The following is a 22,948-nucleotide window of genomic DNA, read 5'->3' as shown; positions in this document are numbered from 1 at the left end:
CTGCTTCAATGGCTAGGCCTTCGCGGCGGTAATCATCAATCACATTCAATAATCGAAACTTGCGACCATCGGAAAGCTGATCATGCATAAAATCTAATGACCAAACCTGATTTTCTCGGATTGGTTCCTTCAATGGTTCAGGCGCATGCCGTTTTAGTCTTCTTCTCGGTTTAATACGCAGATTCAGTGCCAACTCACAGTAAATGCGGTAAACCCGCTTGTGATTCCAGCAGCAACTCTCAACATGCCGTAAATACGAGAAGCACAAACCAAAGCCCCAATCGGAATTTTCCTCAGTGAGTTCAATGAGCTGTTCAGCAATGAGTGCATTGTCATCGCTGAGTTTGGCTTGATAGCGGTAGCAGGTTTCACTAATGCCAAATGCTTTACAAGCCAAACGAATACTAATGGCATGCTGGGCAACTGCCTGTTGTGCCATCTTACGCCGGCAAGATGGCTTTACCACTTTTTTGCCATCGCTTCCTGGATGATTTCGGCCTTTAATCGCTCTTCCGCATACATCTTTTTAAGTCTGGTATTTTCGGCTTCTAGCTCTTTCAGTCGAGCCATTAATGATGTATCCATACCACCATATTTGGCACGCCATTTATAAAAGGTAGCATTACTCATGCCGTGTTCACGGCAAAGGGTCGCTACAGGTGTGCCAGATTCTGCCTGTTTCAAGATGGACATGATCTGACTGTCAGTAAATTTAGATGTTTTCATGCAGAATCTCCTGCTCGTATCTTAAGAGAAAATTCTACTTTTAGATCCTATTATTTTTAGGGGGGATTACCATGTAATGAGATCTATTTTTTGGTATGACTCAACTTATTTGCTGTTAAAATTTTTTAAGAAAGTTAAGACTCATAATGATTTTGCAGTTTTTTTTCATCAATTAAATAATGGAGACAAAGATCAGACTGACCCTAATAGTGGTATTTTCTGGAAGATTAAAATGGGGCGAGTTACTCTCGGTCAAAAATGGTTAGATAGAATTGAAGAAATTTTCCCAATAAGTCTTAATTTTTATAATCATTTCATTTGGGAAACATTAAAGCATACACCTATGGATGAATATACTTTGAAATTAAAGTTGAAGAATTTACCAGCAAATCTTCAGTACTTAATTTTTGAAGGAAATGATACTCAGGAAGAGATAGCATTAGAAGAACATCACTTACAAAGCATCAAAGCACTAAATAGTTTAGATGGCTTAGGATTGCTATATTTACTACATTTACTTGGGAGATACATTGGTAGTATAAAATTAACTAATGATACAGCATCTTCTATTAATCAAATGTTTGAAAATCTTTCTAAATTTCAAGGATTAGAGAGAGCACACCTTTTACTTTTCGATGAATTATCAAAGCGAGTCTATCAAATTAAATTTATTGGATATAATAAACCATTAAAAATTTTTTTCCCTTGGCGAACATATAGGGATAAAGATTGGGATTCGTCGCTTCGAATCAATTCACAAAATGCTGAACAGAAAATGCTTAAGGATAAATACTTAAAAGAAAAACTATCAAATTCAAACTTAATAGAACAAGAAGTTTTTATAACATCTTTTCACTAAATTGATAATTAGTTCTTTTTTGTTGATTTTAGTTGCTTACTATTAGCTTACTAGAATGCAAAAAACAAAAAAACCACTTAGGATTCGTACACCTAAGTGGTTGTTTTATATGGTGGGCCCAGACAGACTTGAACTGTCGACCAACGGATTATGAGTCCGCTGCTCTAACCAACTGAGCTATAGGCCCTTTTCACTGAAATTGTTATATATCAACAAGTTCAGGCGCCATGAATACTATCGAAGATTTTTTTAAAATACAAGCCCTTTCAAAATCGCTTGTACAGTAAGACAACAGTTAACCAGAAGCTCAAAAATTAGCAGGAAATTGCACAACATCATCTCATCAAGCATTGCACTGAAACTGCGCTCATATCATGAGAGGTAAATTCGAAATTTATTTTTTTTAAGATAAAAAAGCAATAAATCAATAAAAAATTATACTTTTTTGAAATAACTTTATATAGTGAGTACAAAAACTTATAAAGTATTCGTATTGCTGAAATTTTAAACTCTTTTTGAGTTCAGTGACTTTTCTTTGCGCGATTCGAACACAAGTTCAGCAATAGACCAAAGCACAATCACCATTAAAATGAGCGAAGCAACAATTAGTGCGGTCAAATATGTCATTTTGCTATTCCTGTTGAGGTTAAGCCTAAAGTTGGACATTGGCCTGAACTACGACCTATCTACGACAAAAGTCTAATGCTTAAATTATCTGCTGAATAGCTTTTTTTTCACTTTTTTAATAGTAATTTTCTATATACTCATTTATTTTAAGTCTTAATAACTTTTAATTTATATCTAAAAACAATAAGTTGTTAGATTATATTCTGCGGCTAAACAGGTCTTTATTTTTTCTGCACAGTTGCACAAATTAACCCTTGACTCTAAAGCCGAACAAGCACAAATTATGCGCTTTCGTTTGTTTTACTCTGTACCCATGTTAAAAAAATTTATTGGCGAAGCTGCATTTAAAGTTGCCGGATGGAGCTATAACGTCGAACCTGATATTCTGGAAGATAAACAGGTCATTATTGGTTTTGAGCATACCTCGATGCTCGATGCAGTGCTATCACTGGCCATCTTCCAAATTTTCGACATGAAAATTCATACCTTAATCAAGAAAGAATTATTCAAAGGTCCACTTAAACCGGTACTTGAAGCCGTGGGCGGTATTGCGGTTGATCGTAAAGCCAATCAGGACATCGTGGGACAAATGGTGGAGCTGTTCCAGCGCAATGAAAAATTCAATCTGGTGATTGCTCCTGAAGCGACCCGTGCCAAAAATGGTGAAGCACGTAAGCCAATTCGTACCGGTTTCTGGCATATTGCCAAAGCCGCCAATGTGCCGATTGTGCTGATGTATGCCAACTCTAAAACCAAGCAAGGCGGGATTTTTGGTAAAATTTATCCAACCGACCTGGCGCATGATCTCGCGCTGATCAAACAGCTCTATAAAGAAAACACCGGATTGGATATTATTATTCCAGACGTGAAAACAGCGTAAATTTTTCAGTTAAAACTTAAAACCCTGCCCTTTTTTCAGAAAAAGAGCTTATGGTAGAATCTGTGCAATTCGATCGGCATACAGCCAATCTACAAGGAGCATATTTCGCATGGCGGGTCATTCCAAGTGGGCCAATATCAAGCATCGTAAAGCCAAACAAGATGCTAGTCGTGGTAAGTTGTTTACCAAATACATTCGTGAACTGACAACTGCTGCTAAACTCGGCGGTCCGGATGCAGGGAGCAACCCTCGCTTACGTGCTGTAGTCGAAAAAGCATTATCGGTCAACATGACACGTGATGTGATTAACCGTGCGATTCAACGTGGTGCTGGCGGTGAAGATAACGATGACTTAAAAGAAGTCACCTATGAAGGTTATGGTGTCGGCGGTGTGGCTGTGATTGTAGAAACCATGACCGACAACTTAAACCGTACCGTACCAGACGTTCGTCACTGCTTCTCTAAAACCGATGGTAACTTAGGCACCAACGGTTCCGTGGCCTTCTTATTCACCAAACGTGGTGAAATTACGTTTGAAGATGTGTCTTTAGAAGATCAGATCATGGACGTGGCATTAGAAGCCGGTGCAGAAGATATTGAAGTCTCTGAAGATGAAATTCTGGTGATTACCACTCCAGAAACGTTTGGTACCGTTCAGGATGCTTTAGCAGCAGCAGGTTTAAAATCTGACAATGCTGAAGTGGTGATGAGCCCATCAACCAAAGCTGAAATCACCGACATCGACCAGGCTAAAAAAATCATGAAAATGATTGATATGCTTGAAGATCTGGATGATGTTCAGAACGTTTATACCAACGTTGAATTCTCTGATGACGTTTTAGCTGCCTTAGATGCTTAAAACTTACATATAAAAAACGCGCTCATCTGGCGCGTTTTTTATTTCTTAGAAATTAAACTTTACTGAGCAAATTCGAGCAGTTTAAAACATTATATTCTTTAATCACGAAGCTCGAATGCAGCGCCACCACATGGTCAATTTTACCAATGCGTTTGAGTAAAATGTCACTGTAGTTTTCCATATCCCGCGCAATCACTTCTACAATAAAGTCAGCGGTTTGCCCGGTCACCAAAAAGGCATTAATCACTTCGGGAATATTTTCCAGTTCTTCCAGAAACTTGGCAAAGGTATCGGTATCATGTTTACTCAGCGACACCTGCAACAGGACATGCAGACTAAAGCCGAGTTTCTGGTAATTAATTTCCCGTTTTAAACCTGAAATAATATTATGATCAATCAGGCTTTTAATCCGGCGATGTACCGAACTCACCGACAAATTCACCCGCTCCGACAATTCATTTAAATTGACATCTTCATGACTTAAAATTTCAAGAATATGCTTATCAAAGCGATCCAGTTCCATTTTTATACTCTTTTTAACAGGCAATGACACTTTATAATTTTAGCCGAATCAGTACCACAACAATATTTATTTCTCATTATTTTTTCATCTATTGAAATTTTTTTTCAAGATATGATGTGCAGACACAACTGTAGCCTAACGGATCAGACCTCTGCCATTTATCTTGATCTTTTAAAAACAGATAAACGGTTAGCTTCAATAAACCGCTGTTTTCTCAAAAATTTCCTTCTCTCTACTGCGTTTAAATTGCCTTCTCTGCCCAAATACAGCTAATTCCAGAACGTTCATCTTTTACAAGTGTATACAAATAGATTAAAAAAAGATGCGTTTCAACACCAGCAAAACAAAAACATAAGAACACAAGGAATCGTCTTCATGGCTTTTAAATCTTTCAGTTTGCTGAAAAGCAAGCTCAGCCCGGTTTTAACTGTCGAAACCCAAACCAGCAGCTTTTTCAGTGGCATCAGCTCGACCTTGTCGAACTGGTTTGGACAACTCACCAGCCCCTCTACCCCAACCCTCGACAGCTTATTGCAAAGTCTGTTGTCTGGAAACAGCCTGGACAGTAGCAGTCTTAGCAATTTAATCAGCCAGTTTACAGGAAGTAATAGCGGCAGTTTAGATATTTCTAGCCTGATTAATCAACTGACCCAAGCCAATGGGGGCAGTTTTGATCTGGGCTCAATTAGCAATTTAATCGGTGGTCTGATTGGCGGTAATACGGGCGACCTGGATATTGGTACCATTGCTGACCTGGTCGGTGGTCTCATCGGCGGTGGTGCCGGCGACTTTGATATTGGCGCAATCGTAGAACTGGTGAGCGGCCTGATGGGTGGTGGTTCGGATGATCTCGACATCGCAGCGATTACTGAATTGGTTGGTGGGTTGATTGGCGGCGGTGCTGGTGATATTGATATTGGCGCGATTGCCGGATTAGTCAGTGGATTAATCGGTGGTGGTTCAGGCGCTATCAACATTGCAGCGATTGCTGAATTGGTTGGCGGTTTAATTGGTGGTGGCGCTGGCGATATTGATATCAGTGCAATTGCCGGATTAGTCAGTGGATTAATCGGTGGTGGTTCAGGCGATCTCGATATCACAGCGATTGCTGAATTGGTTGGTGGTTTAATTGGCGGCGGTACGGGTGACTTTGATATCGGTGCAATCGTAGAGCTGGTAAGCGGTCTGATGGGTGGTAGTTCAGGCGATATCGACATCGCAGCGATTGCTGAGCTTGTCGGTGGTCTCATCGGTGGTGGCGCTAGCGATATTGATATCGGTGCAATTGCCGGATTAGTCAGCGGATTAATTGGTGGTGGTTCAGGTGATCTCGACATTGCACCCATTGCTGATCTGGTCGGTAGTCTGATTGGCGGTGGCGCCGGCGACTTTGATATTGGTGCAATTTCAGAACTGGTCGGTGGCTTAATCGGTGGTAATACGGGTGAAATTAACCTTGAAACGATTTCTGAACTGTTTGAAGGACTCATCGGCAATAACACCGGTGATCTGAACCTTGAAACACTGACCCAGTTATTTGAAGGCTTAACAGGTGGCAGCAGTGAGTTTGACTTAAGTGCCTTACTTGGCGGTCTCCCAGACATCGGCAGTGGTTTTGATTTAGGTGGCTTACTGGAAGGTCTGACTGACGGTGGCACAGACTTTGACCTAGGCAATCTTACTGACAGCTTGGGCGATGCATTTGGTTCAACTGACTTTAATCTGGAAGATCTGTTACAAGGCGCCAGTACAGGAGCAGACAGCAGTCTGAGTCTGGACAACCTGTTACCTGAACTTCAAGAAGCTCTGCAATCGACCAGTACAGAAAGCAGTAGCAGCAACTTTGACCTGCTCAGCCTTGCGCCGCAACTGCCTGCAATTGATCTGGATTCATCTACCCCATTCATTTAATGGATTTGATAAAGTCATAAAAATACGCGCTACAGGCGCGTATTTTTTATGGTTGCCGTTTAGATACCGCGCCAGTCCACACGGGCATGACGCTCGGTCTGATAAATTCTCAGTACATATTGCCCTAAAGGTAAATCACTGAGTTCCTGTTTAAATTGCAGGAATTGTTCGGACAAGGTTTCGCCCTGCTCTTTTTCCCACGGTGTATCCTGAATTTCCAGAATCGGAGCCAGCATGGAACAGACCGCAATATCCGCCAGGCCTAAACGCTCACCGACAAAATATGCGCCGCCATTGGCTATCAGACGCTGGTTTAATTCGGCTATTAAACGGCGCATTTCCCGTTCCGATTCATCAACCTTGTCCTGATCCAGCTGATAGCCTTTGGAAATCAGCATCTTCATAATCGGTTTGGAGTATTTTTCAAATTGACGTAAATAACCTTTTTCACCAATCAGCAAATCTAAAGGCTGCTCACTTTCAGATAAAGTATGTGCCAAGCCCCAGCGACGAACGTGATAGCCCAGAGTCGAGGCCAACTGGTCAATCTCCAGTGCTTCATTGCGCTGTGTCGGGTCTGGGCGTAATAAGGTATGCTCCGGATACACCTCATCTAAATACAGGGCAATTTGGGTACTGTCCGCAATCCATTGATCCTGATCGCGTAAAATCGGCAGCTTGTTTTGTCCGGTTTTTAGCTTGGCAAAAGCCCGGTGCACGCCCGGAATTAAATTCTGCGCGTTATAATCCAGTTCCTTATGATCCAGCAGCCAGCGCGCTTTTTCACAAAAATGAGATAAAGGAAACTGGTACAAAATACGCATATCTTCTCCGTCAATTTTTATTTTTTGTTCAATAATTTGAACAGCCAACATCCATTGGCTACTTTAGTCATACTGCTGCTGAAAAACAATGCGCTTTTTATTCAAAAATCGCCGGTATTCGGCCAAACGCTTCATCAAGCGTATTTAGGTCAGGCTATCCTGTTTAAAAATCACCAAAGATACGGCACGCATTACCCACCATCCGCAGCACATATTTCAGAAATATGCTTTTTCAACAAACATCCCCGCCATGACCTGACTTTATGCTGGCTTTCATGTAAAATCAGCGACAATTTTTGAATAACACTTTGTGAGTCATTTCATGGGTTTTAATTGTGGTATTGTAGGTCTGCCTAACGTTGGTAAATCGACTCTTTTCAACGCCTTAACCAAAGCTGCAATTGCTGCTGAAAACTTCCCGTTCTGTACCATTGAGCCAAACACCGGTATTGTGCCGGTGCCGGATGCGCGTTTAGACAAACTGGCGGCCATTGTAAACCCACAACGTGTCCTGCCAACCACCATGGAATTTGTGGATATCGCCGGTCTGGTTGCAGGTGCTTCAAAAGGTGAAGGTCTGGGTAACCAGTTCCTCGCCAACATCCGTGAAACTGACGCGATTGCTCACGTGGTGCGTTGTTTTGAAGATGAAAACGTCATTCACGTCAATGGTAAAATTGACCCGCTGGACGATATTGCCACCATCAACACTGAACTTGCGCTGGCCGACTTAGAAACGGTATCGAAAGCCGTGACCCGTTTAACCAAAACAGCCAAAGGCGGCGACAAAGAAGCAGTTGCGACCAAAGCCGTGCTAGAAAAAATCCTGCCATTACTGGATGAAGGCAAACCGGCACGTGCAGCCAATCTGGACGATGACGAACGTAAACTGATTCGTGGTTTTGGTTTATTAACCTTAAAACCCACCATGTATATTGCCAACGTGGCGGAAGATGGCTTTGAAAACAACCCGCACTTAGATGCAGTACGTGAACTGGCAGCAGCTGAAAATGCGATTGTAGTACCACTCTGCAACCAGATTGAAGCTGAAATTTCATTGTTAGAAGATGATGAACGTGCTGAATTCTTAGAAGCGATGGGTATGGAAGAACCTGGCCTGAACGTGGTCATCCGTGCAGGTTATGGCTTACTCGGCCTACAAACTTACTTCACTGCCGGTGTGCAGGAAGTACGTGCCTGGACGGTGAAAGTCGGTGCAACCGCTCCACAAGCAGCAGGTGTCATTCATACCGACTTCGAAAAAGGCTTTATCCGTGCTGAATGTGTGGCCTATGATGACTTCGTACAATACAATGGCGAAGCTGGTGCCAAAGAAGCAGGTAAATGGCGTTTAGAAGGTAAAACTTACATCGTACAAGATGGTGATGTTTTACACTTCCGTTTTAACGTGTAATCGCCTGATATCAATGAAAAACCCTCAAATATTTGAGGGTTTTTTTATACTCTTTTTTTGAAGAGCAATCTTTGGCTCACCACAATTTAAGCAAGAAAATTAATCAATCAGCGAACCGATCTTGATATCTTCTTTGATTTACTGAGATGTTATTGAATTCCCTACGCTTTCCAGTTCTCGAAAGCGCTTGATTTCAGTGCACTCAAGCGCACCATAACCGTTCAGCACCGTGAAAGATGCGCCAATATCTTGCAGACTAATTGTGTAATGTAATCGCTATTCTGATTGCAAAGATCAATTTAATACGGCGGCGCCATTAAAAAAGCGGAGCCAGAACTCCGCTTATTGATGCTTCAGGATGCTGTCGCAATCGCATTGCCTTTTTGTTTGGGATCGGTATTGCCCAGTTCCGGATGGGCAATCGCATCGGCACATTGCTGTTTATCGCGTTCATAATCGGCCTGTTTCTGGCTTACCGTTGCGCTACTTTCCAAAGTGGCACGCGCCCAGATTTCCAGACTGGTGAGTGCTTTACGGCATAAGGCATATTTTCCTTCGGTGACTGAATCGGTCATTTTGACGTTAATGCGCCATTCGGTGCTTAACTGGCGCGCCGGTTTGCGTACATTATCTTCAATTAAATTGCGCTGTTTGCGATAAACATAAGGTTCCACCTCATTCATCAGCTTCCAGGCCGCTTCTGCATACGCCGTTGCATCATTGGTCAGTTTCGGTGCAGGTTTAATTTCCGGCTTTTCACCGGACTGATCGCCCCCACAGGCCTGTAATAACAGGCTACTGCCCAGTACAGTTGCAACCACAAATTGACGTGTTTTGAACATCCACATATCTGGCTCGCTTCAACAAACATTTCGGCACTATGCTAGTGAATTCGGGTACAATACACAATCATCATTTGACTCCTTGTTCAACTCTCCTTCAGGTGTGTCGTGTCTGAACACAAAACGCTTTCCACACAGCCAGCCGGTTTTTGGCAAGGCGCTAAAGATAGCCAAGCCATTATTTTTACTTATCTCCCCGTTTCTTTTGCATTTGGCGTTTCGGCGACCCAATTCGGTTTTAGCGCCTGGGAAGCCCTGTTTTTATCCTGCACCATGTATGCCGGTGCCAGCCAGTTTCTGGTGGTGGCCCTGTTAGGCAGCGGCACCTCCATCTGGATGACCGCCCTGACTGTCATTGCACTGGATATTCGCCATCTGCTCTATGGCCCGGCCTTAACCAACCTGATTCAGGACCGGCTCAATTTAAAGAAAACCGCGATCTGGGCCTGGGGCCTGACCGATGAAGTCTTTGCTTCCGGCATGATCAAGCTGTCGCAGCGCCGGCAACAATGGTCGGAATCCTGGATGCTGGGTTTAAGTCTGTTTAGCTGGATGTCATGGGCGCTCGGTTCTTTACTGGGCGGTCTGTTTGCCGATCAGGTCAGTAAGCTGCCGCAGTTTTTACAAGCCGCACTGGATTTCCTGTTACCGGCCCTGTTCCTGAGTTTCCTGCTGGCCGCCTTTGAGAAAAAACATACCTTTGTGGTCAGTGTGACTTTGGTGGTATCAGCTATCGCCTGCTATTTCATTGACCTGTCCGCTGCCATCTTTATTGGTATTTTATCGGGCATTTTTGCAGGTCTGTTCAAACACTATGTCTTAAAACAACCGGATGATGCATACGCAGGAGGCTCACATGAATCTTGAAATTATTCTGGTCGGGATTGTGGTCGGCATCGCCAATTTTGCTTCACGCTTTGGACCGTTTTTTGTGATTCAGAAGTTTCAGCAGGACTCACAAAAACGGGGTGCCCTCTGGCTAAAGATTGCTTTGGGTTCAATTGGTATTGCCGCAATCAGTTCAATGCTGGTGGTCGCGACCTTGCCACCGTTACTGGAAACGCCCAATAAAAGTTTTGCCATGCTGGTCGGATTTATAGTGCTGGCCGGGCTGTATTTTAAATACAAGAAAATTGTACCGGCCACCTTGACTGCGGCCGTGACCTATGGCCTGATTTATACCTATATTCCATTTTCCTTCTAGGTTTTGACTTTAAAACCAGATACATTGACGCAGTGCTGCAGTTGTGCTGCGTTTTCAACACTGTATTTCCTCTTGCCCACTGCGTCTAAAAATTGTTGGACAAAATCACGATTTTCTCCAAATCGGCACTAACATCGCGGTGCAGTTCTGCTATGCTAAAAGCCCATAAAATCAAGCATGGATGAATTACATGAGCGTGACGATTGGTACTCCTCTTCAAGCTTCGGCATTTAAAGTATTGCTATTGGGTTCAGGAGAATTGGGGAAAGAGGTGGTGATTTCTTTACAGCGTTTAGGTGTAGAAGTGCATGCCGCCGACCGATATGATCATGCCCCTGCCATGCAAGTGGCGCATCATGCCCATACCATTAATATGGCCGATCCTAACGCACTGAAACAGCTGATTGCTCAGGTGCAACCGCATCTGATTGTGCCGGAAATTGAAGCCATTGCCACAGAAGTGCTGCTGGATATTGAAGCGCAAAACGTTGCTACCGTGATTCCATCAGCCAAAGCAGTCAATCTGACCATGAACCGCGAAGGCATCCGCCGTCTAGCTGCAGAAGAACTGGGACTGCCAACCTCTGCCTACCGTTTTGCCGACTCTCTGGAAAGCTTCCGCGCAGCCTGTGATGATATTGGCTATCCAAACTTTGTGAAGCCGGTGATGTCCTCCTCAGGCAAAGGCCAATCCCGGGTAAAAAGCTTTGATGAAGTCGATGCCGCTTGGGACTATGCGCAAACCGGTGGCCGTGTGAATCAGGGCACCGTGATTGTTGAATCGCAGATTGATTTTGATTTTGAAATTACCCTACTCACGGTACGCTCTAAACATCCAGAAACTGGTGAAATTGAAACCTCATTCTGCGACCCGATTGGCCATCGTCAGGATGCCGGTGATTATGTCGAAAGCTGGCAGCCACAACCAATGAGCAGCCAGGCCTTAGCAGAAGCCAAACGTATTGCCCACAAGGTTACCAGCGCACTTGGCGGCTGCGGTATTTTTGGGGTAGAACTGTTTGTCAAAGGCGATCAAGTGTGGTTTAGTGAAGTGTCACCTCGTCCACACGATACCGGTTTAGTCACGTTGGCCTCACAATACCAGAGTGAATTCGAATTACATGCCCGTGCGATTCTCGGCTTGCCAGTGAACACGGCGCGTCATAGTGTGGCTGCCAGTGCAGTGATTTATGCCGGTGTGGATGACCAGAACCTGTCATTTTCTGGCTTGAATCTTGCTTTAGCTCACCCGGATACTGATTTACGTCTGTTTGGCAAACCGGAAGGCTTCAAGCGTCGCCGCATGGGTGTGGCCACCGCCCGCGCAGAAACCACTGAGCAGGCACGTGAGCTGGCTTACGCTACTGCACAAAACGTCAGTGTCAATCAAAACTAGTCGCACAACACGGAACGCTGTTCATGATCAACACCTTACCCTTGCTGAATTACGTAAAAAGTAACCATGACATTCAGGCCATTAATCAGTGGCGAAGTGATGTTGAACATCAGCTGGGGGAATGTTTTGAAAATGGACATTCGATCCGTGACATTATTCTGGCGCGCTCCAATTTTATTGATGAGGCGCTAAAATTCCTGTGGCAACATGCCGGACTGGACCAGACCGATTTAGGCCTGTTTGCGGTGGGCGGTTATGGCCGCCGCGAAATGTTGCCCTATTCCGATGTCGACATCATGATCCTGTCAGAAGATGAAATCTCGCCGGAACAGGAAAAGCTGATTTCAACCTTTATTTCATCGCTGTGGGATGTCGGTAATTTCAAACCCGGCATTAGCGTGCGTACCATTCAGGATTGCGTGATTCAGGCCACCAATGACCTGACTGTGGCCACCGCTTTAATTGAAGCACGACTGATTATTGGCAATGAACATCTGGCCAAATGGCCACGCCGGATTGTGTCGCAAACCTGGACCGATAAAACCTTTTTTGATGCCAAGATGGAAGAGCAAGCCAAACGCTATGCTCAGCACAACCATACCGAAAGCAATTTAGAGCCGGATATTAAAACTGCACCGGGTGGCATCCGCGATATTAACCAGATTGGCTGGATTGCCAAACGGCATTTCCGTGTCAACCGTATTTATGATCTGGTGCATCTGGGTTTTATTTCCGAGTTTGAGCTGGGCGTACTGGAAGAAGCCGAAAGTTTCCTCTGGGAAATTCGCCATTATTTGCACCTGCTGACCAAACGCGATGAAAACCGCCTGCTGTTTGATTATCAGCGTGATATTGCAGCCAAGTTCGGCTATGTCCGTGAAGAAGGCAAATCACCCAATTATCCGATTGAACAGTTCATGAAGCGTTATTACCGCACCGCGCAGCAGGTGTCGACGCTAAATGAAATGTTACTGGCCTATTTTAATGAATCGGTGATTACCCCGCGCCTGCCGCAATATGAACGCCAGATTGAAGAAATTAATGAAAACTTCAAACTGGTCGATGGCAAACTGGCGGTGCAGCATCACAAGATTTTTTCTGAAAAGCCCAGTGCGATTCTGGAAATTTTCTATCTGCTGGCCAATCGTCCTGAAATTACCGGGATTCGTGCCCGCACCTTACGCCTGCTGACCCTGGCTGCCAAACGGATTGACCGCGATTTTCGTGATAATCCAGTCCATCAGGCGCTGTTTATGGCGATTTTACGCTCGCCGTACCGTTTATATGACACCATGGTGGCAATGAAACGCTATGGTGTATTGGGCAACTATATTCCGGCTTTCGGGCAAATTACCGGCCTGATGCAATATGACCTGTTCCATATTTATACCGTCGATGCGCACACCCTGCTGCTGATTCGCAACCTTAACCGCTTTAAAGAACCGGAATTTGCCAAAGATTTTCCGGTGGTCAGCTCGGTGTTCCAGCGTCTGGCGCGTCGTGACATTGTCTATCTGGCCGCAATTTTCCATGACATTGCCAAAGGTCGTGGTGGCGATCATAGTGAACTTGGCGCCGCCGATGCGATTGCCTTCTGCCGCACGCATGGCTTTACCGAACGTGAATGCAATCTGGTGGCCTGGCTGGTGCAAAACCACCTGCTGATGTCGGTCACTGCACAGAAAAAAGATATTTCCGATCCGGATGTGGTCAAAGCTTTCGCCGAACTGATGGGCGATATGGAACATCTGGATTATCTGTATACCCTAACTGTGGCCGATATTAACGCCACCAATCCAACCTTATGGAACACCTGGCGCGCCTCGCTGATGCGCCAGCTATACACCCATGCCCGTGATGTGATCCGTTCCGGCCTGGGTCGTCCGGTGGATTATCAGATGCTGATTGAAGACACCAAATTTGCGGCCAGCGAATTACTGGTCGAGGATTTCTCGCTGGAAGAAGTGGAAAAAGTCTGGCAGGAACTGGGCGATGAATACTTCCTGAAAGAAACCGCCGATGAAATTGCCTGGCATACCCGCGCCATCTTGCAGCACAGTGACAATCCGGCACCTTTAGTACTGATGCGCGCTCATCGTAAATATGCCCAGGATGCCGTGCAGATCTTTATTTATACTCAGGATCAGCCAAACCTGTTTGCCACCACCGTGGCGATTTTAGACCGCATGAATCTGGATGTGCAGGACGCGCGGATTATTACCGCCACCAAAGCCTTTAGTTTAGATACTTATGTGGTACTGGACCGTTTTGGTACCCTGCTGACCGATGCCGAGCGTCAGGACACCGTGATTCAATCACTGGTCACTGCATTAAGCCAGTCAGACAAATATCCGGGGCTGATGCAGCGCCTGATTCCGCGCCAGCTGCGCCATTTTGATATTGAAAATACTGTCGACATCAGCCTGAATGCCGCACTCAACCAGAACATGGTGGAAATTGCGACACTTGACCAGCCGGGCTTACTTGCCAAAGTCGGCGGCTTGTTTATGATGCAGGGGCTGGATATTCATTCTGCTAAAATTGCCACCCTAGGCGAACGTGCCGAAGATATTTTCTTTGTCACCAAAAAAGATGGCGCGCCCATGAATGCAGAAGAAGCCAAAAGCTTTGCGGCCAAATTAAAGGCAGCACTTGATGAAGCCTCAAATCAGGTGTGCCAACATTAACATCAACCTATCGGTAACGATTACATGAACTCAAGTTTGTCTTTATTGCACCCTTATCCATTTGAAAAGTTAAACCGACTTTTTCAGGATATACAACCGGCCGATTTACCGCTGATTCCCCTCTCAATTGGAGAACCGAAGCACCCGGCACCGGAATTTGTAAAACAGGCCATTATTGACAACTTCCAGCATTTATCGACTTACCCGAACAGCAAGGGTCTGCCTGAATTACGCCACAGCATTGCCCAGTGGCTAAGTCGCCGTTTCAAGCTGAACAGCATCAGTGCAGATCACCATGTTTTACCGGTTTCAGGTACCCGTGAAGCGATCTTCTCTTTTGTACAGGCACTGGTGAAACGTGAAGATGCACCGTATGTGGTGATGCCAAACCCGTTTTACCAGATTTATGAAGGCGCAACCTTACTGGCCGGGGCCAAGCCGTATTTCATTAACTGTACCGAAGACAACCAGTATTTAGGTGACTTTGATGCCGTACCAGCCGAAGTCTGGGAAAAAACCGCGTTGCTATTTGTCTGTACGCCGGGCAACCCGACCGGTGCAGTACTGTCCAAAGACCAGTTTAAAAAGCTGATTGCACTGTCCGATCAATACGGTTTTGTAATTGCCTCAGATGAATGCTATTCAGAACTGTGGTTTGATGAAGCACCGACTGGCCTGCTCGAAGTTTGTGCCGAAATAGGCCGCGACGACTATAAAAACTGCGTGGTTTTCCATTCGCTGTCCAAGCGTTCCAATCTGCCGGGGATGCGTTCAGGCTTTGTTGCCGGCGATGCCGATTTACTGAAACCGTATTTGCAATACCGTACCTATCACGGTGCAGCCATGCCGGTACAGCATCAACTGGCCTCTATTGCGGCTTGGGATGATGAGCAGCACGTTGAAGACAACCGCGTGCAATACCGCGCCAAATTTGACTTGTTCCAAAGCGAGCTGGGGCAACTACTCCCTTTACAAAAACCGGATGCCGGTTTCTATTACTGGCTCAAAGTCGACAATGATGAAGCCTTTGCCAAAATGCTGATGGAAAAAGCGCATATTAAAGTGTTGCCGGGCCGGTATTTATCGCGTGAAACTGAGCAAGGGAATCCGGGTGAAAACCATGTCCGTTTAGCCTTGGTGGCCGATATCGCCCAGTGCGAACAGGTGATTCAGCGCCTAAAAGCAATTTTGTAAGTGCTGATATTAAAAAATCCACTCTATTGAGTGGATTTTTTATGGCTGCTTTCAGCGCATTTTTTATTTTAGGCAGGATTAAGCACTGTTTGCATGGATGAGGATCATCCCCAAAATTAAAGCTGATGCTGAAGTCGCTTGTCCTGTATTAACCTTGTAAAGCCTGTTCAATATCCTGTTCCAATGCATCCGGCTTGGTGGTTGGTGCATAGCGATTCAGCACTTTGCCATCTTTGCCAATTAAAAACTTGGTAAAGTTCCACTTGATGCCATTGCCCAGAATGCCTTTGCTGTTGTTGGTTAAATAACGGAAAATCGCGTGTGCTTCCGGGCCTTTGACATCGACCTTGGCAAACATGGGAAAGCTGACCCCATAATTTTTCTGGCAAAAGGCCCCGATCTGCTCATTGGAACCGGGGTCTTGGCCACCAAACTGGTTACAGGGAAAGCCGAGCACCTCAAAGCCTTGGGGCTTATATTTTTCATACAGCTTTTCCAGTCCGGCAAACTGCGGGGTAAAACCGCATTTGCTGGCGGTATTCACCACCAATAAAACCTTGCCTTCATAATCGGCAAATGATTTATTTTTCCCATCTAACAACTCAGCCTCAAACTGATAAATGTTGGTCATGGATAGGTTTCCTCATCACTTTTTTCTTGTGTTTTTAGTTCTAATGACGCCGAGTTGACGCAATAGCGCAAGCCGGTCGGTTGCGGTCCATCATCAAAAACATGGCCCAAATGTGCATCACAATGATGACAGACAATTTCAGTACGCACCATGCCATGCGACTGATCGTTATGTTCTTCCACAACCCCCGGGGCAATTGGACGGTAGAAACTTGGCCAGCCACTGCCGCTGTCGTATTTGGTGTCGGAAGAAAATAAGGCTTCTCCACAGCAACGGCACACATACACCCCATCCTGTTTGCTATTCCAGTATTTCCCTGTAAAGGCCGGTTCGGTTCCTTTTTGTCGTGTAATCCGAAACTCTTCTGGTGATAACTCTCTTTGCCATTCTCGGTCTGTTTTATTGAGTTTTCCCATCACTAACTCCTTTAAATCTTTGACATTCAATGTCATGCTTCAGTACTTCCATATTTACGCTAGAGCTTGCAAAATATCTAGCTAAATTTCAGTATAGATTGTGATAATTGCGTAATCTATTTTTTGCTAACAGAAACATATAATTGGATGGAATTATGTCCACAGGTAACACGACTCCTCGCGAAATTAAAAAATCCTCAAAACTCGAGCATGTATGCTACGACATTCGCGGACCTGTGTTACGAGCGGCCAATGAAATGGAAGAGGCCGGCCATAAAATTATTAAACTGAATATTGGTAACCCCGCCCCCTTCGGCTTTGAAGCCCCGCAGGAAATTATTAACGATGTGGCGCTGAACCTGCCGAATGCAGTCGGTTATACCGACTCCAAAGGGATTTTCCCGGCACGTAAGGCTATTTGCCAGTATTATCAGCAAAAAGGCATTTTTGACCTGCACGTTAATGATGTCTATATCGGCAATGGTGTGTCTGAGCTAATCGTAATGGCCATGCAAGGCCTGCTGGATGATGGTGATGAAATGCTGATTCCAATGCCGGACTATCCACTGTGGACGGCGGCGGTTAATCTGTCGGGTGGTACGGCCATTCACTATAAATGTGATGAAGAAAATCACTGGTATCCAGATCTGGCCGATATGGAAAGCAAAATCACACCCAATACCCGCGGTATTGTGATTATTAACCCGAACAACCCGACCGGTGCGGTTTATCCACGTCATGTGCTGGAACAGATTGTCGCGCTGGCAAAAAAATATGATCTGATTTTATTTGCCGACGAAATTTACGACAAAATCGTGTATGACGGCATTGAGCATGTGTCGGTTGCAGCCCTTGCTGGTGATCAGCTGTGTATTTCATTCAACGGTTTATCTAAAGCCTACCGTATTGCCGGCTACCGTTCTGGCTGGATGGCCATTACTGGTGACCGTTCACGCGCGGCCGACTATATTGAAGGTCTGGACATGCTGGCCTCTATGCGTTTATGTGCCAACCATCAGGCGCAATATGCGATTCAGACCGCGCTTGGTGGCTATCAGTCAATTAATGACCTGATCCGTCCGGGTGGCCGTCTGTATGAACAGCGCAATATTGCCTGGGAAATGCTGAACGAAATTCCGGGTGTGTCTTGCGTCAAGCCAGAAGGTGCAATGTACTGCTTCCCGAAACTGGACCCAAATGTCTACGCCATTGAAGATGATGAAAAACTGATGCTGGATTTCCTGAAAGCCGAAAAAGTGCTGCTGGTTCAAGGCACCGGCTTTAACTGGCCAACCCCAGATCATTTCCGTGTGGTGTTCCTGCCAGCTGAAAATGAATTACGTGAAGCGCTTAGCCGTTTAGGCCGTTTCCTGGCGAAAATCCGCTAAGCTGAAATACAATAAAAAAGCCGTGATCAATTCACGGCTTTTTTGTGCAAACCAGAAAGATTAAAGCGATTTCAGCGGATTGCCGTATTGCTGTAAATAGGCCTGCCCCAGCGCTTCCGAACCTTTAAAACTGAGATGATCATCATCCTGATTTCGGTACAGCGGCGTTCCCTCGACACTTAAATCACATTGCTGCGCATCACACAGCACCTTGGTCGGCTCGACCACAATCAGTTGTGGGTACTGCTGCTGCAATTCGCTCATCCACTGATAAATTGGTGCATTGCTCTGCTGGAACTCCTCTGCCGACACCGCGCATTCACGCTCAATCCCCAGCCATTCACGGCGTAATGAACAATTGGCCTGATCTGGATCAATCACCGGGACATCCATCAGCATCACCACATGCTCGCTGCTGGCCAGCGCACTATCTACCGCGGCCTGTAAACCGGCAAAATAACTGTCTAAATGATTCGTGACCTGACTGTCCTCTTCTGCGCTCGGATGCAGATCATGCCCGGCATCCAGATACTGGCTAAAGGCAGCTGACATCACCACAAACTGATAATGATGCTGTTTTAAATGCGCCTCAATTGCGTCATTGCGGGCTTGAAAGGCAGCCACTTCATGCTCACCACGGCCACGCTGGACACCCGGTAAATAAATAGTGGTGTCCTGAGTGCTGTCATAACCGCGCAGTCCAGCATCTTTGGCCCAGACATCCAGCAGTCCGGTATAGCTGTTGGCATGTGAATCACCAATCAGCATAAAATCAATCTGCGGTTTTTCCACACCCAGCACACAGTCTTGCGGATTGGCCAGCGTTCCAGGATTGGGAAAGCTATGACATTTCTGCCGGATGCCATGCGCAAACGAATTTAAGGCTGCCATCTGGTTTTGCACTTGCGGACTTAGCCGCTCCGGAAAACCCTGATGCTGACTGACCAGCTGCGCCACGCCAATAAAACAGAGCGCCGGCGCCACAAAACCGCTCAGAATGACCTTGTAATTGGCAGCCATCACAAAACCTTTGCTCGGCTGTTCAATATAACGATAAGTCAGATAGGCCAGCGCGATACTAAGCAGCACCATAGCCAGCTGATAACCGGCATTAACCGGCAGCATATAGATACTGAACAGTACAATTACCGGCCAGTGCCATAAATATAAAGGATAGGAAATTTTGCCCATCCAGAGGCTAAAACGGTTGGTCAGTACCACATTCTGCGACTGCACGCTCTGGCCGATATAAATAATCAAGGCCGTTGCCAGACATGGAATCAGCGCCATTGCGCCCGGAAATGGTGTGGCATGATCCAACCACATTGCCGTGCCTAACAACAGCGCCAGACAACTCCAGACCAGCGTTTGCGCCAGCCATTTTGACCATTTTATTTGTGGCAAAAAGCAGATCAGCGCACCCAAGAGCAGTTCAAAGGCGCGGACCGGCATACTGTAATAGGCTTTCTCGGCATTCACGCTCAACTGCTGCTGCGCATACAGCAACGACATGAGAATAAAAGATCCGACCATCAGCAGACCCCATTGCCGGTTACTTCTTTTCATAAAGCACAGCAGAATCAGCGGCCAGAAAATATAGAACTGCTCTTCAACACCCAACGACCATAAATGCAGCAGCGGCACTTCATTGACACTCTGACTGAAGTAATCACCGACTTCACGCTGCATATAAATATTGGCCATCAGAAACGTGGCATAAAAGACACTGTCGAAATAACGACTCAGCTCATCGGGCAGCATCACCTGCCAGGCCACCAGACTCACCACACTGAGTACAGTAAAATAGGCCGGTGCCAAACGCACCACCCGCTTTTTATAAAAGCGACCAATTGAGAAAGTCTGGTTCTGGATTTCTTTGCTTAAAATTAAGGTAATTAAATAGCCCGAAATCACAAAGAAAATATCGACGCCAATATAACCACCGGGGAAAATAGACAGGCCAATATGATTAAAAATCACCAACAGGACGGCAATCGCTCTTAAACCGTCAATATCGGCGCGATAGGCAAAACTCATGAACGTGCAGGGGAAAATTGAAACGTGGCTTATTGTAGACCTTTTCAGTCAAAGATCAATTTTGGATACACAGCGACGACAACATCGCTTTCAGGCTATACTGGGCATTATATTATGTGGGGGTGAGGGATGAGCAACTATAAAGTGCATCTGCTGGATATTCAGAACCAGTTACAGAATTATATTTGGCTGCTGGAACATACCACATCCAGAGATGTGATTGTGGTCGACCCCACCGAAGCCGAACCGGTGGAACAGTATTGCCGTGAACATGGTTTAAATTTAAGCCAGATCTGGCTGACCCACTGGCATAAAGACCATATTGGGGGTGTGCCAGAACTGCTGCAATCCCGCAATATTCCGGTCTATGGCCCGCGCGAAGAGCTGAGTAAAATCCCGTTTATCACCCACCCTTTGCAGCATGAAGCCCATTTTAAATTTCATGATCTGCAGGTGGATGTACTGGCGGTTCCCGGCCATACCCTGGGGCATATTGTGTACTTTATGGATGCCATCGATATCCTGTTTTGCGGTGACACCCTGTTTGCCATGGGCTGCGGCCGGGTTTTTGAAGGCACCTTTGAGCAGATGTATCACTCTTTAAACCGTCTGGCGGCATTACCAGCGCGCACCCAAGTGTACTGCACCCACGAATATACCCTGTCCAATGCCAAATTTGCCCTGCATGTTGAACCGGATAATCTGGCGCTACAACAGCGTTATCAGCAGGTGGAAGATTTACGCCTGCTAAATCAGCCGACCTTGCCAAGTACCATTGAACTGGAACTGCAGACCAATCCTTTTTTACGGGTGGACAGCGTCGAAGAATTCCAAAAATTACGTGAAATGAAAGATAATTTTTAAAGCGATTTAACCGGTTTATAACAGCTGGTGACTGGCCGCATACGCATCCAGCTCGGTCTGTGTCACCACACGTACCGCATTCATTTCATCAATGCGTACCAGCAGTAAGCCGCCCAACGCTGGTTGATAACGACGCGCACTGCCAAATGGAGTGTAGGCCACCTGCGATTGTTCGGTAAAGACCAGCCAGTCTTCATGGCCTAGCATTACCGCCACCGGGGTTTGGCCCTGTTGCTGCATCTGTTGAATGGTCTGCTGTACGTCAGCTTCAATGGTATTTGGCGTCATCTTACTCACTCCTGTGGCTGTACTTTATGATACCCGATCTCCAGGCCTGCTATGGCTTAAAATAAAGCCATCAATCACTCAGCGTATGCAAATTATAGCCGGCAGATCGCTACAACTTTTTATCTCGCGCCAGGCCGAGGTTGTAAGAAATACTTAAAGATGTGTTGTCATCAATATTTAACAAATTATTTCAAGCCGGCTTAAATAGCCCATAGATAATGTTGAAAATTTAGAATAAAAATACATCAAATATATCAATCAATTAATTTAAAATTTGCTTAAAATTCTGCTGATTTATTCATCAATACACGTTTTTTAGGCGCTCAAATTCTGGATTTTTTGCTGCAAAAATCATCAATCTCAATATTTTTTGACACATTCTTGAATTTTGCCCTTTAAAAAATCTTGATATAACCATATCTATACTTTATTGAAGATAAGGGAGTACGCTCGTGAAAAAAGTGGTAAAAGCTAAAAATTTAATTGCCTTTCGTATTTGGTTAGAAAAACTGGGATATTCAGTCAAAAATTTAGCCGATGGCCGTGGTTTTACCTTTAGTTTTAAAAAAGAATATGGTCTGGTCACGGGTGAACTGGCCGGCAATGCACTGGCGGTACAACTCGGTGAAGAATTTGAGGACCACTTAAAAGCCTGAATTCGTTTACGCACTCTTTGATCGAGAAAAATAAAGTGTTCTCATAACTTGAGCCCGTTGAACCGTCTGTTCTGCGGGCTTTTCTTTGGGCGAGATAAAGGCCTGACAAAATAACAGGCAATAAAAAAGCAGGACATCTGCCCTGCTTTTTCAGAATTTGGTGGGGATGAAGAGACTCGAACTCTTACACCTTGCGGCGCTGCGACCTGAACACAGTGCGTCTACCAATTCCGCCACATCCCCATATAAAGATGCCAATTTTTTGAAGAAATACTCAAGCTGGCCGGTTCAACAAAAGAAGCGAGGAGTTTAACCTTGCTGATTTTGAGTGGTGGGGGCGGAGAGACTCGAACTCTCACGCCTCGCAGCGCTGGAACCTAAATCCAGTGCGTCTACCAATTTCGCCACGCCCCCATACCGGGTACCAACTTAATGCTGGATTTCTCAAAATTCTGGCAGAGGATCAAGGATTCGAACCTTGACGAACGGTTTTGGAGACCGTCATGCTACCATTACACCAATCCTCTGTTACCTAAAATCAAGCTCACTTGATATTTAAGTGGTGGGGGCGGAGAGACTCGAACTCTCACGCCTCGCAGCGCTGGAACCTAAATCCAGTGCGTCTACCAATTTCGCCACGCCCCCGATGGCTGTGTATATTATAGAGATCACTTCCCGATGACAAGCCCTTTTTATGAAAAAGCCACTTGTTTGTTTAAATA

At 45.4% G+C, this 22,948-nt stretch carries 20 protein-coding genes, 5 tRNA genes and 1 pseudogene; 13 read left to right on the top strand and 13 right to left on the bottom strand.

Annotation, left to right across the window (positions count from 1 at the left end):
• Positions 1-726 (bottom strand): annotated as a pseudogene (locus FTU67_RS02150) (transposase); the annotation flags it as partial.
• 76 nt (positions 727-802) lie between these two features.
• Here FTU67_RS02150 and FTU67_RS02145 point away from each other — a divergent pair.
• A complete protein-coding gene (locus FTU67_RS02145) occupies positions 803-1,585 on the top strand; it encodes a hypothetical protein (protein ID WP_180061346.1) in 783 nt (260 codons plus the stop codon).
• A gap of 110 nt (positions 1,586-1,695) precedes the next feature.
• On the opposite strand, the gene FTU67_RS02140 is transcribed toward FTU67_RS02145, so the two are convergent.
• A tRNA-Ile gene (locus FTU67_RS02140) sits at positions 1,696-1,772 on the bottom strand.
• A gap of 753 nt (positions 1,773-2,525) precedes the next feature.
• Between FTU67_RS02140 and FTU67_RS02135 the strand changes: the two genes are divergently transcribed.
• Positions 2,526-3,092: a 1-acyl-sn-glycerol-3-phosphate acyltransferase gene (locus FTU67_RS02135; RefSeq protein WP_005177219.1), complete on the top strand. Its 567-nt coding sequence runs from the start codon at positions 2,526-2,528 to the stop codon at positions 3,090-3,092.
• Between the two features lie 109 nt (positions 3,093-3,201).
• Entirely contained in the window at positions 3,202-3,951 is a 750-nt protein-coding gene (locus tag FTU67_RS02130; protein ID WP_005177213.1) for a YebC/PmpR family DNA-binding transcriptional regulator, read from the top strand.
• Between the two features lie 52 nt (positions 3,952-4,003).
• On the opposite strand, the gene FTU67_RS02125 is transcribed toward FTU67_RS02130, so the two are convergent.
• The gene (locus FTU67_RS02125; RefSeq protein WP_104490323.1) at positions 4,004-4,474 is read right to left on the bottom strand and encodes an Lrp/AsnC family transcriptional regulator; all 471 of its coding nucleotides are present in this window, start codon (positions 4,472-4,474) and stop codon (positions 4,004-4,006) included.
• A 375-nt stretch (positions 4,475-4,849) separates the two neighbouring features.
• Between FTU67_RS02125 and FTU67_RS02120 the strand changes: the two genes are divergently transcribed.
• Positions 4,850-6,385 (top strand): hypothetical protein, encoded by a 1,536-nt coding sequence (locus FTU67_RS02120; protein WP_180061345.1) that lies wholly within the window; start codon positions 4,850-4,852, stop codon positions 6,383-6,385.
• Positions 6,386-6,444: 59 nt separating this feature from the next.
• Here the strand turns inward: FTU67_RS02120 and FTU67_RS02115 are convergent, their stop codons facing one another.
• Positions 6,445-7,209 carry a glutathione S-transferase family protein gene (locus FTU67_RS02115; RefSeq protein ID WP_005177208.1) on the bottom strand — a complete coding sequence of 255 codons (765 nt, stop codon included), beginning with the start codon at positions 7,207-7,209 and terminating at the stop codon, positions 6,445-6,447.
• A 322-nt stretch (positions 7,210-7,531) separates the two neighbouring features.
• Here FTU67_RS02115 and ychF point away from each other — a divergent pair, with 322 nt between their 5' ends.
• Positions 7,532-8,623 carry a redox-regulated ATPase YchF gene (gene ychF / locus FTU67_RS02110; RefSeq protein WP_005177206.1) on the top strand — a complete coding sequence of 364 codons (1,092 nt, stop codon included), beginning with the start codon at positions 7,532-7,534 and terminating at the stop codon, positions 8,621-8,623.
• A gap of 353 nt (positions 8,624-8,976) precedes the next feature.
• On the opposite strand, the gene FTU67_RS02105 is transcribed toward ychF, so the two are convergent.
• Positions 8,977-9,471: a hypothetical protein gene (locus FTU67_RS02105; RefSeq protein WP_005177204.1), complete on the bottom strand. Its 495-nt coding sequence runs from the start codon at positions 9,469-9,471 to the stop codon at positions 8,977-8,979.
• A gap of 102 nt (positions 9,472-9,573) precedes the next feature.
• Between FTU67_RS02105 and FTU67_RS02100 the strand changes: the two genes are divergently transcribed.
• The 5 genes from FTU67_RS02100 (at position 9,574) to dapC (ending at position 15,946) form a co-directional block, all read left to right on the top strand.
• Complete coding sequence (locus tag FTU67_RS02100) at positions 9,574-10,332, top strand: AzlC family ABC transporter permease (RefSeq protein WP_045795021.1); 759 nt, start codon at positions 9,574-9,576, stop codon at positions 10,330-10,332.
• Positions 10,322-10,669 carry an L-valine transporter subunit YgaH gene (ygaH, locus tag FTU67_RS02095; RefSeq protein ID WP_104472645.1) on the top strand — a complete coding sequence of 116 codons (348 nt, stop codon included), beginning with the start codon at positions 10,322-10,324 and terminating at the stop codon, positions 10,667-10,669. Before FTU67_RS02100 ends, ygaH begins: the two co-directional genes overlap by 11 nt.
• Positions 10,670-10,859: 190 nt before the next feature.
• On the top strand, positions 10,860-12,065 hold the full coding sequence (gene purT, locus FTU67_RS02090) for a formate-dependent phosphoribosylglycinamide formyltransferase (RefSeq protein ID WP_104472646.1): 1,206 nt from the start codon (positions 10,860-10,862) through the stop codon (positions 12,063-12,065).
• Between the two features lie 23 nt (positions 12,066-12,088).
• Entirely contained in the window at positions 12,089-14,752 is a 2,664-nt protein-coding gene (gene glnD, locus FTU67_RS02085; RefSeq protein ID WP_005177196.1) for a [protein-PII] uridylyltransferase, read from the top strand.
• Between the two features lie 24 nt (positions 14,753-14,776).
• The gene (gene dapC, locus FTU67_RS02080) at positions 14,777-15,946 is read left to right on the top strand and encodes a succinyldiaminopimelate transaminase (protein WP_104511227.1); all 1,170 of its coding nucleotides are present in this window, start codon (positions 14,777-14,779) and stop codon (positions 15,944-15,946) included.
• A 148-nt stretch (positions 15,947-16,094) separates the two neighbouring features.
• Here the strand turns inward: dapC and FTU67_RS02075 are convergent, their stop codons facing one another.
• Together FTU67_RS02075 and msrB are read right to left on the bottom strand one after the other, a co-directional pair.
• A complete protein-coding gene (locus FTU67_RS02075; protein WP_104469920.1) occupies positions 16,095-16,577 on the bottom strand; it encodes a glutathione peroxidase in 483 nt (160 codons plus the stop codon).
• Entirely contained in the window at positions 16,574-16,993 is a 420-nt protein-coding gene (gene msrB / locus FTU67_RS02070; RefSeq protein ID WP_005177175.1) for a peptide-methionine (R)-S-oxide reductase MsrB, read from the bottom strand. The genes FTU67_RS02075 and msrB overlap by 4 nt, the downstream gene beginning before the upstream one ends.
• 155 nt (positions 16,994-17,148) lie before the next feature.
• On the opposite strand from msrB, the gene FTU67_RS02065 reads away from it, so the two are divergent.
• Complete coding sequence (locus FTU67_RS02065) at positions 17,149-18,381, top strand: pyridoxal phosphate-dependent aminotransferase (protein WP_005177173.1); 1,233 nt, start codon at positions 17,149-17,151, stop codon at positions 18,379-18,381.
• Positions 18,382-18,441: 60 nt separating this feature from the next.
• On the opposite strand, the gene FTU67_RS02060 is transcribed toward FTU67_RS02065, so the two are convergent.
• Entirely contained in the window at positions 18,442-20,418 is a 1,977-nt protein-coding gene (locus FTU67_RS02060; RefSeq protein WP_180061344.1) for an acyltransferase family protein, read from the bottom strand.
• A gap of 129 nt (positions 20,419-20,547) precedes the next feature.
• Between FTU67_RS02060 and gloB the strand changes: the two genes are divergently transcribed.
• Positions 20,548-21,282 carry a hydroxyacylglutathione hydrolase gene (gene gloB, locus FTU67_RS02055; RefSeq protein WP_104472650.1) on the top strand — a complete coding sequence of 245 codons (735 nt, stop codon included), beginning with the start codon at positions 20,548-20,550 and terminating at the stop codon, positions 21,280-21,282.
• A gap of 15 nt (positions 21,283-21,297) precedes the next feature.
• Here the strand turns inward: gloB and FTU67_RS02050 are convergent, their stop codons facing one another.
• On the bottom strand, positions 21,298-21,570 hold the full coding sequence (locus tag FTU67_RS02050; protein WP_005177167.1) for a hypothetical protein: 273 nt from the start codon (positions 21,568-21,570) through the stop codon (positions 21,298-21,300).
• A 452-nt stretch (positions 21,571-22,022) separates the two neighbouring features.
• On the opposite strand from FTU67_RS02050, the gene FTU67_RS02045 reads away from it, so the two are divergent.
• Positions 22,023-22,226: a hypothetical protein gene (locus FTU67_RS02045; RefSeq protein ID WP_005177162.1), complete on the top strand. Its 204-nt coding sequence runs from the start codon at positions 22,023-22,025 to the stop codon at positions 22,224-22,226.
• A gap of 158 nt (positions 22,227-22,384) precedes the next feature.
• Here FTU67_RS02045 and FTU67_RS02040 read toward each other — a convergent pair.
• The 4 genes from FTU67_RS02040 to FTU67_RS02025 all read right to left on the bottom strand — a co-directional run bounded on the left by FTU67_RS02040 (position 22,385) and on the right by FTU67_RS02025 (position 22,871).
• Positions 22,385-22,469 (bottom strand) — tRNA-Leu (locus FTU67_RS02040).
• An 86-nt stretch (positions 22,470-22,555) separates the two neighbouring features.
• Positions 22,556-22,640 (bottom strand) — tRNA-Leu (locus tag FTU67_RS02035).
• Between the two features lie 39 nt (positions 22,641-22,679).
• A tRNA-Trp gene (locus tag FTU67_RS02030) sits at positions 22,680-22,753 on the bottom strand.
• A 33-nt stretch (positions 22,754-22,786) separates the two neighbouring features.
• A tRNA-Leu gene (locus FTU67_RS02025) sits at positions 22,787-22,871 on the bottom strand.
• Positions 22,872-22,948: the final 77 nt, after the last annotated feature.

The sequence above is a fragment of the Acinetobacter sp. YH12132 genome, from assembly GCF_013418645.1.
Lineage (GTDB): Bacteria > Pseudomonadota > Gammaproteobacteria > Pseudomonadales > Moraxellaceae > Acinetobacter > Acinetobacter indicus.
This window is presented reverse-complemented; position numbering and strand designations above follow the sequence as displayed.

What these genes read in the sequence shown, in the direction of transcription:
- FTU67_RS02145 (WP_180061346.1), top strand. Translation starts at nt 803, where the DNA reads ATGAGATCTATTTTTTGGTATGACTCAACTTATTTGCTGTTAAAATTT.
- FTU67_RS02135 (WP_005177219.1), top strand. Translation starts at nt 2,526, where the DNA reads ATGTTAAAAAAATTTATTGGCGAAGCTGCATTTAAAGTTGCCGGATGG.
- FTU67_RS02130 (WP_005177213.1), top strand. Translation starts at nt 3,202, where the DNA reads ATGGCGGGTCATTCCAAGTGGGCCAATATCAAGCATCGTAAAGCCAAA.
- FTU67_RS02125 (WP_104490323.1), bottom strand. Translation starts at nt 4,474, where the DNA reads ATGGAACTGGATCGCTTTGATAAGCATATTCTTGAAATTTTAAGTCAT.
- FTU67_RS02120 (WP_180061345.1), top strand. Translation starts at nt 4,850, where the DNA reads ATGGCTTTTAAATCTTTCAGTTTGCTGAAAAGCAAGCTCAGCCCGGTT.
- FTU67_RS02115 (WP_005177208.1), bottom strand. Translation starts at nt 7,209, where the DNA reads ATGCGTATTTTGTACCAGTTTCCTTTATCTCATTTTTGTGAAAAAGCG.
- ychF (WP_005177206.1), top strand. Translation starts at nt 7,532, where the DNA reads ATGGGTTTTAATTGTGGTATTGTAGGTCTGCCTAACGTTGGTAAATCG.
- FTU67_RS02105 (WP_005177204.1), bottom strand. Translation starts at nt 9,471, where the DNA reads ATGTGGATGTTCAAAACACGTCAATTTGTGGTTGCAACTGTACTGGGC.
- ygaH (WP_104472645.1), top strand. Translation starts at nt 10,322, where the DNA reads ATGAATCTTGAAATTATTCTGGTCGGGATTGTGGTCGGCATCGCCAAT.
- purT (WP_104472646.1), top strand. Translation starts at nt 10,860, where the DNA reads ATGAGCGTGACGATTGGTACTCCTCTTCAAGCTTCGGCATTTAAAGTA.
- glnD (WP_005177196.1), top strand. Translation starts at nt 12,089, where the DNA reads ATGATCAACACCTTACCCTTGCTGAATTACGTAAAAAGTAACCATGAC.
- dapC (WP_104511227.1), top strand. Translation starts at nt 14,777, where the DNA reads ATGAACTCAAGTTTGTCTTTATTGCACCCTTATCCATTTGAAAAGTTA.
- FTU67_RS02075 (WP_104469920.1), bottom strand. Translation starts at nt 16,577, where the DNA reads ATGACCAACATTTATCAGTTTGAGGCTGAGTTGTTAGATGGGAAAAAT.
- msrB (WP_005177175.1), bottom strand. Translation starts at nt 16,993, where the DNA reads ATGGGAAAACTCAATAAAACAGACCGAGAATGGCAAAGAGAGTTATCA.
- FTU67_RS02065 (WP_005177173.1), top strand. Translation starts at nt 17,149, where the DNA reads ATGTCCACAGGTAACACGACTCCTCGCGAAATTAAAAAATCCTCAAAA.
- FTU67_RS02060 (WP_180061344.1), bottom strand. Translation starts at nt 20,418, where the DNA reads ATGAGTTTTGCCTATCGCGCCGATATTGACGGTTTAAGAGCGATTGCC.
- gloB (WP_104472650.1), top strand. Translation starts at nt 20,548, where the DNA reads ATGAGCAACTATAAAGTGCATCTGCTGGATATTCAGAACCAGTTACAG.
- FTU67_RS02050 (WP_005177167.1), bottom strand. Translation starts at nt 21,570, where the DNA reads ATGACGCCAAATACCATTGAAGCTGACGTACAGCAGACCATTCAACAG.